Here is a 14,488-nt window from a genome sequence, read left to right as displayed (position 1 = left end):
TTCGCGGGAGCCGGTATGACGCACTCAGTTCAGCAGAATCGGACGCTTCGAGCTCTCAGTGCCCTCGAACTGTCGAGTCCTACTCAGTCGTCCAGGCCCGGCCGGCAGCGATGGCTTGTTCGATGTAGTGCTCGGTGCTCTGCCGCATGCTCGTCTCGTAAGTGTTACGGCGGCGGTTGTCGAACCAGTCTGGGACGCTGGCGTTGTTGCGGCGCGTGGTCAGGATCAGGTCCTGGATATCGCGGCAGTCTGAGAGCGTCACAGCCGACGGGTCCGCGAGCGCCTGGTCCCAGACCTTGCGAGCCTTCGCCTCGGCGTTGTCTTTCGACTCCGCGCTGGTCCGGTGTTCGCGGCCCAGCTCGAAGAGATCCTTCGCAGGCGCAGCGAGTGGGAGGACGATGAAGATGCCGTCGTCAACTAGCCAGATCACGATGCCGACCATGAGGAAGAGCGCGACCAGGACTCCGGTGAGGAACGTTGCGTACTGGCGGTGTGCGGCGGTGCCCCAGCCCAGGTTGCTACGCTGGCACACCAGGACGTCCAACGGCCGCGGAAGTGGTCCGGTCCTGGGGTACCAGCCGGCGAGCCGGTTCCCCTTGTAGCGGCCGGCGGCCTCGGCGATTGTCGTGGCCGACGGATGGTCGACGGCGCTCGACTTCCACGGCAGGTCGAAGACGTAGCAGTCGAACTCCTCCTGGGTTGCGGCCGCCGTCATCCGCTTGCGCCGCTCCGGGCCGAACGCCAGGGCGGACCATCCCAGGCTGACCAGGGCGCCAGCCAGGCCCAGGGCGGGGCGAGCGTCCGGGAACGCCAAGCCGGCCAGGACGCTGAGAGCCGCGAGGCCGAAGGTGACCGGCAACCGGAACCTCCGGATGTGCTTGGCGTCGCTGTACAGGCGGGACTGGCCAGCGAGGAGCCGCTGGGCGTGCGGGTCTTCCTGACGCAAGTTGATCGGCCCAGGCTCGTGCTCGGTGACACTGGCCATCAGCCGGGCATCCGGGAGCCGAACAGGGTCTTCCACGTGCTGACCGCGGCGCGCTCCCGGCCCTCGTTCTCCAGCAAGATGGCCTCCTCCGCGACGGCGAGCCAGGACCGGAAGGCGTTCTGGTACGCGGTCCGCTCCCAAGACGAGACGTCGCCGTTGACGTCGGGCCCCAGCCGGGCCGGGTCGGGCCAGTCTTGGAGCGCGGCGTCGGCGGCCGCAGCCAGGAAAAAGCGGACCTCGTCCTGGTACCTGCCCAGCGGGGCTTCGACGAGCTCAAGGGCCATGACCTCGATGAGGAACGACGGGCTGATGGGTTCACCGGCCTCGCGGTTCATGCCCTTGATCATCTTGACCAGCGGGACGAACTTGCCGCCGCAGGCCTTGTTCTTGGCGGTGACCATCTCGGCATGCTTGTTGGGGTTGGTCTCCATCCACCCGGTGCCGTTGGGGATCTTGTAGCCGTTCTCGGTGGCGAACGCCGGCGCGATCTCGTAGGAGGCGACGTCTTCATCGGCGTAGGAGACGGTGACCACGGTGTCGTCTGTGGTGACGCTCCACCGGGTGGCGAGGATCTCCGCAAGCGCGTCGACCGCGCCCGTCCCGGTGCCCTTGGCCAAGTGTCCCTGGTCGCCGTCGGGGTCGATGACGACGAACAGGTCGACGTCCTTGAGCTTCTTGGTCTTGGTGTGGCGGTCGTAGCTTCCGGTGATGAAGTCGGCGGTCAGGGTCCACCGGGTCTTCACGTGGTCGCGGATGAGGATGTGTCGGCTCTGGGCGAGTGCCTGCTCTGCCGAGGTGATCTCGAGATTGGACTTCAGCCCGGAGAACGCGTCGTCGACAATGGTCATAGTGCTTCTCGTCTCAGGAGTGGATGCGGGTGGTAGCGGTGGCGTCAGGCCCGCCGGCGAGCGTGCCGACGGTGCGGATACGCAGACCGCTCGTCGAAGCCTTGCTGCCCGGACTCCAGCCGACCTGATCGGAGTGCCAGGTCGAGTTGAAAGAGCACACCAGCCTGTAGGTCGTGCCAGCGGGGACCCGCTCGAGCTTGGCCATGTACTTCAGGAGCGAGGCGTTGTCCGCGGTGAACTTGCGGTCGCCGACCCCGCCGGGCGCGTAGGTGACGTCGAAGTCGAAGACCGGCTTGACGGTCCCGTCGGGGCGGTGGCATTCCAGCGCGACCGTCTTCAGGGTGCCTTCCTCGATCCAGTTGCTGATGGCGGTGAAGTCCTGGCTCCAGTCCTTGTAGAAGCGGCTGGTGCTGATCCCCAGGGTGGTGAGGATGTCACCGATGGAGGACATGATGACGTCGGAGAGGTGGTTGGCCGTGTGCGTCCTGGTCGTGGCGTGGACGCCGACGGAGGTGCTCGTCATGGTCGGCTCAGATCTGCCGCAGCGCGGCGGGGTCGATGGCGTAGATCCGGCTGGCGCTCCCGGAATCGGCGGCCTCTGTGGCGGCGGGCGGCTTGCCGGAGATCAGGTGGTCCTGTCCGGTGCACGCCTCAGCGACTGTGTCGCGCAGGTGGACCGGTGACGGCACATACATCCGCCAGTTCGCGGAGCTGCTGGCCGCTCCGGGGACCGGGCCGAGGTTCTCCTCGACGTCGAACGCGGCGTCACCGCGGACGGCATACAGGTTGAGCCGCAGGTCCCCGGCGACGACGACCAGCGGCTCGGTTGCCAGGTAGCCGCTGGCGATGAGAGAGGGCACGAGACCGTCGAGAGGGCCAAGCGCGGTGGCGACGGTGCTGTCCGGCACCGCCGCACTGCGCTCGAGCGACTCGGCGAGCAGGTCCTTGATCTGCGTCCAGGTCGCGTTCGCCGGCCTGACCGGCGATGCGGCGAACTTGCGGGTGCGCTCCATGTCAGCTGCGCTCCTTACCCGGCGTGGTCGACCGCGATGCCAGTGCCCCTGCGGCGACCAGGAGGTCCCCAATGGTCAGCTCGTTCGGGTCGATGGTCGTCTCGTTCCGCGTGAGCATCGCGGCGGAGACGAGCTTGCGCAGCCCGCGTCCGTCCTGGCCGACGAGAAGGTCGGCGACCTCGGCAAGACGGGGGTCCTGTGCGACCTTCTCCAGGGCCGGGAAGGCCTCGGCGAAGTCCGTCAGGGTGGAGGCGAGGATCGTGTTCACGGCCTCCTTGCCGGGCAGGGGCACCTCGACGACAAGGTCGGCGCGGGACACGAAGGCACCGTCGAGCGCCTCGATGAAGTTGCTGGTCGCCACGGTGAAGATGTGGGGCGACTTGATCGCCACGTCGTCGAGGGCGGTGAGCACGGCGTCGGTCGCCCGATGCACGTCGGCCGGGTTCGCCTGCAGGGACGCGGCGCCACGAGCAACGGCCATGGACTCGACCTCGTCGAGGAGCACGATCGTCGGGAGTCCGTCGAGGGCGAGGTCGGGGATGTGCTCGGCGAGGAGCTTGGAGACCCGCTGCTGGCTCTGTCCGTGCTCCGCGCTCATCAGGCCGTGGGGGTTGACCTCGATGAACCGGGCCTTGGAGTCGGGCATCAGACTGGCGACCTTGTGCGCCGAGCCGCGCGCCAGTGTGGTCTTGCCGGTCCCGGGCGGGCCGGTCAGGAGCGCAAGCCCGTGCAGCGCGGTGGCGTGGAACGGGAGCTTGGTGCGCAGGTTGAGCCCGAGGGCCACCGAGCGGACCAGCTGCTGCTTGATGGTCGGGTCAACGACGATCGAGTCCCAGAAGCCGCTGTAGCGGTCGTCGGGGACGAGGTCGTTGCGCACGATGCACTCAGAGACGTTCATGGTGCGCCTCGGGCCGGGAGGTAGAGGTGTGCTGGGCCTTGGTTCCGGGGTGGCCGGATTTCTTCGGGTCTCGCATGGTTCTCCTAGGCTTGGGGAGCTGGACGTGGTCGACAGAACTACGTCGCGTGTACTCACAATGTACAGACACGGGTTGCTTAACGCAAGGGTCTGTGAGTACATTGGGTTCACATTCTGTGGAAGGAGTCCTTCATGCCTAATGAGGAAGCCGCAGCTGCCCGTCCCGTACGCGACTCACGGCTCAACATCCGAACCTCGGCTAAGCAGGACAAGCTGATCCGTCAGGCAGCGCAGGCAGTAGACAAGAGCATGAGCGAGTTCGTTCTAGACAGCGCGACTGCGACCGCCGAGCATGTGCTCGCAGATCGCCGATACTTCGCTGTCAGCGATGACGCTTGGCAAGCGTTCGAAGCTGCCCTTGAGCGACCGGCTGTGTTCAAGCCAAGGCTCCAGGAGCTGCTCAACGAAGACTCGCCATTCGAGCCGCAGACGTGACGTCGTATCGGGAACCTGCCCGGCTGAGCCCCGACCATGAAGTGTCTGGGTTCCGGTGCGGGCGTCAACCCCTGGACGACTGGCTCAAGCGCTACTCGTTGATCAACCAGCATGCCGGCATGACCACCACGTTCGTGACAACGGTCGACGACTCAGACGAGGTCGTTGGCTTCTACTCGCTGGCTACGGGTGGCGTGGACCATCAGGACGCGCCCGCCAGGATGACGAAGGGCGTGCCGCGGCACCCAATCCCGGTCATCGTTCTCGCCCGCCTGGCCGTGCACGAAGATCATCAAGGCCGGAAGCTTGGCCGTGGACTCCTGCGTGACGCACTTGTGCGCGTCTCGAACGCAGCGGACGAGATCGGCGTCAAAGCGCTACTCATCCACGCCAAGGACGACGAGGCACGGGACTTCTACCTGGCCCAGGCTGAGTTCGAGCCATCGCCAATCGATCCCTTGCAGTTGTTCCTTCTGCTGAAGGACTTGCACAAGTCAGTCAATCAGTAGGGCCATCAAGTACCGACAGTCGTTGCCGCCACAGATCCATTTGCTCCTCCTCGCCGAGCTCTTCAGCGAGGTCTCGGCCCAGGCGACGGATGTAAGTCACAAGGTCAACGTTCTCGATCGTCGGTTCGTCGGACGCGATCAGATTGTCCCAGAGCCAGGCTGGCTCACTGCGCCCGCCTGTCTGATCGAGTGCGCGCTCGGCCGCCGCCAATGCGTCCGCCGGTCTGCCAAGTAAGCGCAATGCGATTGACTGATTGAGGAGGTTCAGAGCCTTGGCCGCAACGCCGAGTTCCTCTGCACGGACAAGTGCACGGAGGGCGGTCTCGGGGTCGTCAGGCGTCAAACAGAATCCGTAGTTGTTGTGCGCCTCCGCGTCCTGCGGTTCAAGTATGCGAGCGGCGTCGAAGAGGGCGGCAGCTTCACGGCGACGACCCTCACTAAGCAAGCCAATGGCCTGGCTCCTGACCTCAGCGAGCCGAGAGCGCGAGCCTTCGACAGACCTCCGGGCAAGCTCGCGATCGACATCGCTCTTTGTAAGTTGTCGGCGCATCATCTCTGCGATGGTGGTAGGCGGATCCTGCCTGCCACGTAAGTAGTGGTACTCGTGGTGAAGCGAGGTCTCGACCCAGTCCCGAAGGTACGTTTCGGTGAAGCGATCGATCATCCAGCGCGCCTGACCATCATCAGGGTCGGTGCCGTCGGTAGAGTCATCCATGGGCGTCCACGCCACGACGTCGTGCAGAGGCGCCTGCTGTAGCCAGCGCCTGACCCATTCGATGAAACCACTCCTGTGAGCAGCCGCCAGCAACTGGCCGATGTCAGTGCTGTCGCACTCACCTACGCGATTCTCGAAGGCATCGAGCCACGGGGCAACCCACTGCGGGCGCTGCTCTGTCTGGCCAAGCTCGGAGTACCAGCCGATTACCCACAGGGCCAGCATGGTTGGTAGCTCCTGCGCCAACCCGAACCGCACGATCCACTCCGAGTCGAATCCCCGCTGACCGAGATATGCGAGCGCGTTGGTGGCATCGATCTCACGAACGAGGAAATACTCACCACGGTGACTTCGGGGCGGACTCAGAAGAGCCGATCGAAGTCGTAGCAGTAGCGACGACGTGTGCCAGTTCGCGTCCGGCACCGCCGTCGATTCACTCAACAGGTACTGTCGGGCGTCGAATAGCGGACCGGCGAGGATGGTCCCGCCCGTGTGTCCGGGCTTCGACAGGCGCACAACCTCGTCTCGGCACTGTGAACGGCAGGTTCGGTTCCCTTCCGACTCTTCGACGTACGGGCAGTCCGGGTGCAAGGTCGGCGGGCAAGAGTCGGCGTACCGCACCAAGGCCACGGAAATCAGTTGTGCTTCCTGGTCCACCTGCGCTCCCTTGCTCCCGAGTCAGCACCATCTTGCGGGCCGGTCAAATGTACGATACGTCGGAGATCCGACACTTCTAAAGATCCGGCAACCTTGATCAACGTCGGCGTGAGACGGCTGCGGTCAAGGCGCCCGTTTGGCAGAGCTGAGGGCACTCGAACCCGACCTTCAGAATTGCGGGATCACTGTCACGGCCGGACTTGAGCGCAGTCTGATGCGCCATAGTGGGCGGAATGACGCAATCTCTAAGCTTCCGGCGACGTCATATGAGCTGACGTTCTCGTAGGCGTCCGTCGGAATGCGCCGAACACCGTGGGGGAGACCTATGTGGCTCTGGTGTGAACGCGGTCCAGATAGACACGGCCCGAGTGACAAAGCCACGCTTCACCGAAGGCCCACCACTCTGACCGAGCTCTCTGCTCGCTGACAACAGCCACGACCTTCGCTTCCGACGAAGACATCGGACATCTCAGTCCGAACTAGCGCCGCGTCACCAACAGACTTGGACCTGACCGTCTGCCGCTCGACCGTCAACACCGGACACCGTACACGTCTGGCATCTCCCGGCACAGCTCGCCCAGCGTGCGCTCCGCGGGGGCTCCCTAAGTAGTAGAAGGCGCTGATTTCAGGGCCGTACCTACTGCTGGTGAGGAGTTGCGATGACGCACTTGCGTGATGCCGTGGACGCGATCCGTGGAACCCTTCATGATCGAGCCGAGCTAGCTCCGTCCGATCTCTACGATACTCTCGGCGAGCTAGACGAACTGTTCCGGCTTCTGCAGGCCGTAGCAGGTCGGGTTCGGTCGCGCATCGAGAGCATGGCTGAGTCGCCGAACCTTCGCGTTGACGAGATGGGCGAAGCAGCTGCGCCTGAGGTCTTGGCACGGGAAGCCTGCACGTCCCTCGCCGACGCCGAGATGCACGCTGCGGAAGCGAATCGACATGTCGGCGATGCATGGTCGAAGGTTGGCCGGTTGTACGTCTCGGACCAGTTCACGCGTGCGGTGGGTACAACGCCCGACCGCAAGCAACCGACGGTGCGACCGTCGCTTGAGGGGGTCCACGCGGCGAAGCCTCATCAGCCGCTGCGACGTCGAGATGCCTCGCCAGACATGTGACGTGGGCGTCGGGCATGATGTCGGTGAAGGAACTGCACGCCGGTGACGGCTACGCCTACCTACTGCGCCACGTAGTGGATGGTGAGGGCATGGCCGCCTCGGCGTCGTCGATGTCGCGGTATTACGCGGAGTCGGGGAATCCACCGGGCAGGTGGCTCGGCACGGGCCTCACTGGTCTTGCCGACAGTCAGGGCCTCACGGCCGGGTCGGTGGTGAGCGAGACACAGATGGAGCGGCTGTTTAAGCACGGCACAGATCCGGTGACCGGTGTCGCATTAGGTCGGCGGTTCGCGCAACCGAAGTCGTGGCGTGAGCGCGCGGACGCGCGGATCCGCGCTCTGCCCGCCATGCTGACCGGCGATGAGCGCGCAGCCCGTGTCGCGACAATCGAGGCGCAGGAGCGAGACCGCCCGACCCGGCGGCCGGTGTCCGGGTTTGACTGCGTTTTCTCCCCGCCGAAGTCGGTGAGCGCGCTGTGGGCGCTCGCACCCGACGACGTGCGCACGGTCGTCGAGCAGGCCCACCATGACGCTTTGGCCGAGGTGGTGAGGGTGATCGAGCGGGATGTCGCCCGCACTCGCATCGGTACGAACGGGGTCGCGCAAGTTGAGACGCGTGGCGTGATCGCGGCCGCGTTCGATCACTACGACTCCCGGGCAGGTGATCCGCAGCTGCATACCCATGTGGTGATTGCCAACCGCGTTCAGGGTCCGGACGGGGCGTGGCGGACGCTGGATTCGCGTGGGTCGTTGTTCCCGGCGGCGGTGGCGATGAGTGAGCTGTATGACACGCTGCTGGCCGACAACGTCACCAACCGACTCGGAGTCGGCTGGGAGCAGCGCGGCAACCCGGTGAAGGCGAAGAACCAGTCGTGGGAGATCGCTGGGGTGCCGGATGAGCTGATCGCTTCGTTCTCTCGGCGCGCGCACGGGATCGAGTCGGTCAAGGATGACCTGGTCGCGGCGTATCGGGCGTCGCATGGCCGTGACCCGGATGACGCCACGGTGCTGCGGTTGCGGCAGCAGGCCACCTACGCCACCCGGCCCGCGAAGCAGTTCCGTCCGCTCGTGAGTTTGCGCGCCGAGTGGCGCGCACGCGCTGCGCGGCAGCTCGGCACCGATCCGGACCGTTGGGCGCGCACGCTCATCGTGGACGCGAGCCGGACGCCGTCTCGTCTGGTAAGTGAGGGTGAGTGGGCGAGCGTGGTCGAGCAGGTCGCTGCCGCAACGCTGCATGAGTTGAGCAGTGAGCGCTCGACCTGGCGGAGCTGGAATGTCCGAGCTGCTGCTGCCCGTGCGTCCATGCCATACCGGCTCGCCAGCGGCGACCAGCGTGATGAGCTGATCACGGCGGTTACTCGGCGGGTGGCCGAGCAGAGCATCTGCCTCACCCCGCCAGAGCTTGCGAGCACGCCGGGCGTGTTCCGTCGTGCGGATGGGACGTCGGCGTTTCGTCGTTCTCACGCCGACGTCTACACCAGTGCGGCCATCCTGGCTGCCGAGGACCGGCTCCTCGCCACGTTCGAGACGCGCACTGCACCCACCGTCGACGAAGCGCTGGTACGCACGGGCGCCACGTCGCAGACGAACGGCCAAACCCTCACCCTGGACCAGGTGGCCGCAGTCCGGCAGATCGCGACAAGTGGACGGATGGTGGATGTGCTGGTCGGCCCGGCCGGGAGCGGAAAGACCACCACCCTGGCCGTCCTCCGCCGAGCTTGGGAGGCGCAGTATGGGGCGGGAAGTGCGGTGGGGCTGGCGCCATCGGCTGCGGCGGCCGAGGTACTCGGGGACAGTCTCGGCATTACCACCGAGAACACGGCCAAGTGGCTGCACGAATCCACCGGCCCAGGCGCACAGGCACGCATGACCCGCGCCGGTCAGCTCCGTCGGCATCGCGACGCGGCTCTCGCGGCCGGCGAGTCGACTCGGCGGTGGGATGCCGCACTTGCCGACCTACAGGCTGAGTCCAGCCGGTGGCAATTTCGCCCAGGCCAACTGGTCATCGTCGATGAGGCGTCTCTGGCCTCCACGCTCGCACTGGATGAGCTGCGTGCCCAGTCCGAACAGGCGGGTGCGAAGCTGCTGCTGGTCGGTGATCCTGCGCAGCTGTCCGCCGTCGACGCCGGTGGGGCCTTCGGCCTGTTGGTCCGGCACTACGGCGGTCAGGTAGCTGAGCTGACCGGGGTTCGACGGTTCACTCACGCCTGGGAGCGCGAAGCCAGTCGTCGGTTGCGCCGTGGCGAGATCGACGTCATCGACACCTACCTTGGGCACGCCCGCATCCGTTCCGGCGACCATCACCAAGCCCTGGATGACGCCTTCCTGGCGTGGCAGTCCGACACCGCCGCAGGGCTCGCGTCGCTGCTCATCGCGCCGGACGCGGCCACCGTGCGCGATCTGAACGAACGCGCCCGCGCCGATCGTGTCGCCGCCGGGCAAGTCGCCCTCGATGGTGTCCCCTTGCACGACGGCACGACGGCCGGGCGCGGGGACCGCATCGTGACCCGCCTCAACAACCGCAAGCTGGCGACCGGCCCGCGCTCCTGGGTGAAGAACGGCGACCAGTGGACGGTCCGAACGCGCCACGCCGACGGATCGCTCACGGTCACCCGCGCCACCGGTGGGCAGCCAGTCACTCTCCCCGCCGCGTACGTAGCCGAGCATGTCGAACTCGCGTACGCATGCACCGCCCATCGCGCGCAAGGCGCCACCGTCGACACCGCCCACACCCTCGTCGCCGAGACCACGACCCGCGAGACTCTCTACGTGGGCATGAGCCGCGGCCGGCACGCCAACACCGCCTACGTCATCACCGGCGATGAGGATGAGGTCGCCGACGGGCACGTTCCGTCCGTGCGCGATGTGCTCGCTGCGGTCATACGCCGCTCGGGTGCTGAGTCCTCGGCCCACGAGACCATCACGGCTGGGCAAGATCAGGCCACCAGCATTGCCCGACTCGCAGCCGAATACGACACCCTGGCCCGCGAGGCCGACACTCACCACTGGGCCGGCATCCTTAACACGACGTGCCCGGCGGACACTGACATGGCGACCTCGCCGTCGTACGCGACTGTCGTCGCGGCGATGCGACGAGCCGATGCCCATGGCCTCGACCCGGCAGCCCTGCTGCCACGGCTCGCCTCCCGCGCCGAGCTTCAGAACAGCGACGATCCGCTAGGGTTGCTCGGTCACCGGCTGGAACAGCTCACCGATCAAGCCACTGCCACCGGCCGCAGCCGGACGTCACGGCGGATGATCGCCGGGCTCATACCCGCCGCCGTCCACGTTGACGATCCCGAGATTCGCCGAGCGCTCGACGAACGAGCAACGCTCATCGAACAGCGTGCTGCCGCCCTCGCCCAGCAGGCCATTACCGACCAAGCACTTTGGCTCCGCGAGCTTGGGCATGCGCCCCAAACATCACAACAGCGCAAACAGTGGCTTCGCAACGTCATCACAGTCGCGGCGTACCGTGAACGCCATGGCATCACCGGTCGCGGTGCCATGGGCGAGGTAGATCCGGACTGTGGGAGCTGGGCGCTACGTGCGGACCGCCGACGCGTCGAACACATCGTCCGGGCCGCTCGACTCGGTGCCCAGCTAGATCTGCCTGCGTCGAAGTCCAATCATCGGCCACAATCTCAGCGATCCGCACCTTCCTTGTGACCGGTCGGGAAGAAACGCGTCGAGCATGCTTCACCCCCGAGCACAGGTCGGATCTGAAAAGTATGCTTGGTCACATGACAGTGACGCGTGAAGACTTGCACAACATGGTCGAACGCATCCGCCCGGACGAACTCGACCGGGCGGCCGAGGCGCTGTCCAGCCTCACCGCGCCGAAGCGTCAACGACGTCTCCCCAAATCGCTCGGCATGGGTCGCGGCGGCCGAGACTCCTCCTCGCGAGTCGACCAGATCCTCGCCGAGGGCTTCGGCGAGTGATCCTGATCGATACGGGTGTCCTGGTCGCACTCGTGAACGCCGAAGATGCGCACCACCACGCCTGCCAAGACTGGTTCCTCGCCGCCGACGAGACCGACCTGCTCATTCCTGCTCCGCTCGTGTCAGAGGCGTGTTACGTGATCTGGCGACGTTGCGGACCAGACGTTGAAGCCGCCTTCCTCAGCGACCTCGCCGAAGGCTCATACGGCCAGATCTCCCAGGTCGAACCAGGCGACCTACGCCGCATGAGTGAACTGGTCGCCACCTATACCAACCTCCCGCTTGGTGGCGCCGACGCCTGCGTTGTCGCCATGGCCGAACGGTTGAAGATCGCCGATATCGCGACCATGGACCGCCGTCATTTCTCCATTGTTCGCCCGAACCACGTGGACGCGTTCACTTTGCTGCCCTGATGAGCAATCGGGCTGAAACCACCAGGGGAACGGGCTACGCGTCATTCTCCGTCGCCGGACGCCGGGTCTTGCCGCTTCGGCCCTCGGCGATCTGCTGCACGCGGTTGCGGTGAAGCCCGAGCGCTTGGCCGATCTGTCCGTACGACCATCCGGCAGCACGAAGCTCAAGCACGGCCGCCTGCCGGAGTTCTCGCAGGTCGCTTGCCATCTCAGGCAGCCCGTTCAGCACTTTGCCGATCTCCACCGCACGTTCGACCGGATCTGCGATCGCGGCGATGCGTTCTCTGAACGGATTCTCCACGATGCGAGCGTAACGACATCCCGGATGTACGTAGTGGGCGGCCTTGTCGTATGTAGTGGGCACCAACTACAGTTGATATCTCCGTATCAACACCGAGGAGGTTCCCGCCACCACGGCAGCGCACGACCGACCAACGAAGACGGGACCGCCGGGAGCAGCCACTCCACGACGGTCCCTTGATCCCCACCTGAACACGCCAGGAGGAGACCCATGGGTACGCTACCCAACCACGACCAGCCCGGCATCGCCCCGCGCCGAGAACACGGCGATGACCGCCACGTGATGGACCCTGCCAGCACGGAGTTCGATCCACGCGCGGGAGAGCCGGGCTACATCTATCTCAGGCTCGCTAACCACCTCGCCGGGCTCATCGCTACGGGCGAGCTGAAGCCCGGCGCGAGGCTACCGGGCGAGAGAGACTTCGCTTTCGCGCTTGACGTCTCGGTCGGGACACTGCGCAGATCCATGGACGAGTTGTGTGAACGCGGGCTTGTCGTCAAGGTCCCCGCCAAGGGCACCTACGTCGCCCATCACGTCGGGTGATCAGTGATGAACGCTGCCCGATACACCTGCACAGCGGTCAAGGACGATACAGGCTGGCTCACCCACTGTGACCAGCACCCGGGCGTGTGCACCCACGCGCGCACGCTCAGCCACACCGCACGGCTTCAGCGCCGCGCCCTGGCCGCCATGCTCGACGTGCCCGAAGACGACGTCACCGTGGACGTACAGCCGGTCATCCCAGACGCCGTGCACGAACACCTCGACCGCGCCCGCGTGCTACGCGAAACCGCCGCCTGGGCCCGTCGCTCCGCCCACCATGAGACCCGCTCAGCCGTACGCCTCCTTAACGACCTCGGCCTGACCTGCCGCGACATCGGCACCATCCTCGGCGTCTCCTACCAACGCGCCCATCAGCTGATGAACCGCTGAACTGTGCGCCGCGAGGGCGTTCCGAACTACGAGCCCTCCGGGGGCGTGTGCGCGCCCGGAGGGCTCCCTCACAACATGAGAACCACACCGATCAGGAGTTCCTGATGGGCCGACCGCCCCTCCCCGTCGGCACGGCGGGGACCATCGGATTCACCCGGATGAACAACGGCACCATCCGAGCACGCGCTCTGTTCCGCGACTACGACGGCATGACACGGCCGGTCACCCGGTACGGTCCGTCGAAAGCGGCTGCGGAGCGACGCCTGAAGGAAGCCCTGCGCGACCGGCGCAGCCCCACCGATCACGACCAGATTGCCGCCACCACCCGGGTCCGCGACCTCGCCATCATGTGGCTGGCCGAGATCGACGACGCCGACCTGTCCGACGGCACCAAAGACCTCTACCGCCGCACCCTCACTACACACGTCCTCCCCGCGCTCGGCGCACTCCAGATCAGCGAATGCGACGTCCCCACCGTCGACCGGTACCTCAAAGCCGTCCGCACGAACCAGGGACCCGCCGCAGCGAAAACCGCCAAGACTGTCACGTCGCTGCTGCTCGGCATGGCCGTACGCCACGGCGCGCTGCCCGCCAATCCGGTCACCAACACGGCGAAGATCCCACGCGGGACGAGGAAGCGCCCCAGAGCCCTCACCCTCGCCGAAGAGAGCGAGGTCCTCGCCAAGTTCCGCGCCGACAAGCTCGCCGCAGCTGACGACATCGTCGACCTGACCGAGTTCATGCTCGGCACCGGACTACGCATCGGCGAGGCCCTCGGCGTGCGCGCCACCGTCGTCGACCTCGACGCCGGCGTCCTCGAAGTCAACGCCAAAGCCACCTACAAGAAGGGCCACGGCGCAGTCCTCGAAGAACGACCCAAGACCGCCGCCGGTTGGCGCGTCATCGCCCTGCCAGACCACATCGTCGAACTATGCCGCCGACGCACGGGCATCACCCGGCACGCCAACGAGCACGACCTACTCTTCCCGACCCGTACCGGCGGAGTGCGGCTGCCCACCAACGCCGATCGCGCCCTGCGCAAAGCCCTCGACCGGATCGGAGGCTACGACTGGGTCACATCCCACACGTTCCGCAAGACCGTCGCCACCCGCCTCGACCAGGCCGGACTCACCGCTCGCGAGATCGCCGACCACCTCGGCCACGAAGAGCCCAGCATGACCCAAAACGTCTACATGGGACGCGGCGTCGCCTCCACCAGCGCCGCCGCCGTGCTCGGCCCGACAAAGTGAATCATGGTCGTAAAGTGGTCGCACAACGACGAAGTGGCTGGCCAGATGAATCTGACCAGCCACTTCGTTTTGGCGCGCCCCGAGGGATTCGAACCCCCAACCTTCTGATCCGTAGTCAGATGCTCTATCCGTTGAGCTAGGGGCGCACGGCCTGTTTGCCGGACCGAGGAACGAGTGTACCGGCCCACACCCCGGAAGATGAAATCGGCACGTCCGCCGACACGTGCGCCGCCGGTCACCGCCTTCCAGCACCGTGATCCTCTCCGCTCAGGCGGCGCGGACACGAGCTGACTTCTTGAGTTTACGTAACGCTTGGGCGGCGTGGAGCGGCTCCGTGCGTTACGTGCACTCAAGAAGCCAGAGAAGCGCGACATTGGTACGGACCTCGCGTG

The 14,488-nt window shown here is 66.0% G+C and carries 16 protein-coding genes and 1 tRNA gene; 9 read left to right on the top strand and 8 right to left on the bottom strand.

The features are described 5' to 3' along the window. Positions 1 to 79 precede the first annotated feature (79 nt). The 5 genes from G1H10_RS03885 to G1H10_RS03865 are packed head-to-tail and all read right to left on the bottom strand — an operon-like array spanning position 80 to position 3,744. Positions 80 to 1,021 (bottom strand): S-4TM family putative pore-forming effector, encoded by a 942-nt coding sequence (locus tag G1H10_RS03885; protein WP_163732895.1) that lies wholly within the window; start codon positions 1,019 to 1,021, stop codon positions 80 to 82. Then, positions 985 to 1,833, bottom strand: coding sequence for a CBASS oligonucleotide cyclase (locus tag G1H10_RS03880; RefSeq protein ID WP_163732892.1), 849 nt, complete (start codon positions 1,831 to 1,833; stop codon positions 985 to 987). Before G1H10_RS03880 ends, G1H10_RS03885 begins: the two co-directional genes overlap by 37 nt. Before the next feature lie 13 nt (positions 1,834 to 1,846). Then, complete coding sequence (locus G1H10_RS03875; protein WP_163732890.1) at positions 1,847 to 2,356, bottom strand: hypothetical protein; 510 nt, start codon at positions 2,354 to 2,356, stop codon at positions 1,847 to 1,849. 7 nt (positions 2,357 to 2,363) lie between these two features. After that, entirely contained in the window at positions 2,364 to 2,846 is a 483-nt protein-coding gene (locus G1H10_RS03870) for a CBASS system Cap8 protein (RefSeq protein ID WP_163732887.1), read from the bottom strand. A 1-nt stretch (position 2,847) separates the two neighbouring features. After that, positions 2,848 to 3,744 (bottom strand): AAA family ATPase, encoded by an 897-nt coding sequence (locus G1H10_RS03865; RefSeq protein ID WP_163732884.1) that lies wholly within the window; start codon positions 3,742 to 3,744, stop codon positions 2,848 to 2,850. A 210-nt stretch (positions 3,745 to 3,954) separates the two neighbouring features. Between G1H10_RS03865 and G1H10_RS03860 the strand changes: the two genes are divergently transcribed. Both G1H10_RS03860 and G1H10_RS03855 read left to right on the top strand, forming a co-directional pair. Continuing rightward, complete coding sequence (locus G1H10_RS03860) at positions 3,955 to 4,257, top strand: type II toxin-antitoxin system TacA family antitoxin (protein ID WP_163732881.1); 303 nt, start codon at positions 3,955 to 3,957, stop codon at positions 4,255 to 4,257. Continuing rightward, entirely contained in the window at positions 4,254 to 4,766 is a 513-nt protein-coding gene (locus tag G1H10_RS03855) for a GNAT family N-acetyltransferase (protein WP_163732878.1), read from the top strand. Before G1H10_RS03860 ends, G1H10_RS03855 begins: the two co-directional genes overlap by 4 nt. Here G1H10_RS03855 and G1H10_RS03850 read toward each other — a convergent pair. Beyond that, the gene (locus G1H10_RS03850; protein ID WP_163732875.1) at positions 4,756 to 6,138 is read right to left on the bottom strand and encodes a hypothetical protein; all 1,383 of its coding nucleotides are present in this window, start codon (positions 6,136 to 6,138) and stop codon (positions 4,756 to 4,758) included. The genes G1H10_RS03855 and G1H10_RS03850 overlap by 11 nt on opposite strands. A gap of 659 nt (positions 6,139 to 6,797) precedes the next feature. On the opposite strand from G1H10_RS03850, the gene G1H10_RS03845 reads away from it, so the two are divergent. The 4 genes from G1H10_RS03845 to G1H10_RS03830 all read left to right on the top strand — a co-directional run bounded on the left by G1H10_RS03845 (position 6,798) and on the right by G1H10_RS03830 (position 11,612). After that, positions 6,798 to 7,256 (top strand): hypothetical protein, encoded by a 459-nt coding sequence (locus G1H10_RS03845; protein ID WP_163732872.1) that lies wholly within the window; start codon positions 6,798 to 6,800, stop codon positions 7,254 to 7,256. Positions 7,257 to 7,270: 14 nt separating this feature from the next. Then, on the top strand, positions 7,271 to 10,924 hold the full coding sequence (gene mobF, locus G1H10_RS03840; RefSeq protein WP_163732869.1) for a MobF family relaxase: 3,654 nt from the start codon (positions 7,271 to 7,273) through the stop codon (positions 10,922 to 10,924). Positions 10,925 to 10,998: 74 nt separating this feature from the next. After that, entirely contained in the window at positions 10,999 to 11,199 is a 201-nt protein-coding gene (locus G1H10_RS03835; RefSeq protein ID WP_163732866.1) for a hypothetical protein, read from the top strand. After that, positions 11,196 to 11,612: a type II toxin-antitoxin system VapC family toxin gene (locus G1H10_RS03830; RefSeq protein WP_163732863.1), complete on the top strand. Its 417-nt coding sequence runs from the start codon at positions 11,196 to 11,198 to the stop codon at positions 11,610 to 11,612. Before G1H10_RS03835 ends, G1H10_RS03830 begins: the two co-directional genes overlap by 4 nt. A gap of 34 nt (positions 11,613 to 11,646) precedes the next feature. On the opposite strand, the gene G1H10_RS03825 is transcribed toward G1H10_RS03830, so the two are convergent. Then, on the bottom strand, positions 11,647 to 11,913 hold the full coding sequence (locus G1H10_RS03825) for a helix-turn-helix domain-containing protein (protein WP_163732860.1): 267 nt from the start codon (positions 11,911 to 11,913) through the stop codon (positions 11,647 to 11,649). 210 nt (positions 11,914 to 12,123) lie between these two features. Here G1H10_RS03825 and G1H10_RS03820 point away from each other — a divergent pair, with 210 nt between their 5' ends. The 3 genes from G1H10_RS03820 (at position 12,124) to G1H10_RS03810 (ending at position 14,096) form a co-directional block, all read left to right on the top strand. Beyond that, positions 12,124 to 12,456 (top strand): winged helix-turn-helix domain-containing protein, encoded by a 333-nt coding sequence (locus G1H10_RS03820; RefSeq protein ID WP_216852875.1) that lies wholly within the window; start codon positions 12,124 to 12,126, stop codon positions 12,454 to 12,456. Positions 12,457 to 12,462: 6 nt separating this feature from the next. Then, positions 12,463 to 12,846, top strand: coding sequence for a hypothetical protein (locus tag G1H10_RS03815; protein WP_163732857.1), 384 nt, complete (start codon positions 12,463 to 12,465; stop codon positions 12,844 to 12,846). Between the two features lie 104 nt (positions 12,847 to 12,950). Beyond that, a complete protein-coding gene (locus G1H10_RS03810) occupies positions 12,951 to 14,096 on the top strand; it encodes a site-specific integrase (RefSeq protein WP_163732854.1) in 1,146 nt (381 codons plus the stop codon). A gap of 70 nt (positions 14,097 to 14,166) precedes the next feature. Here the strand turns inward: G1H10_RS03810 and G1H10_RS03805 are convergent. Beyond that, positions 14,167 to 14,242 (bottom strand) — tRNA-Arg (locus tag G1H10_RS03805). Between the last annotated feature and the right edge of the window lie 246 nt (positions 14,243 to 14,488).

Origin of the sequence: Phytoactinopolyspora halotolerans (genome assembly GCF_010550675.1) — a bacterium.
Taxonomy (GTDB): Bacteria; Actinomycetota; Actinomycetes; order Jiangellales; family Jiangellaceae; genus Phytoactinopolyspora; species Phytoactinopolyspora halotolerans.
The sequence above is the reverse complement of the archived record's forward strand: the minus strand, read 5'-3'. Positions and strand labels throughout refer to the sequence as shown.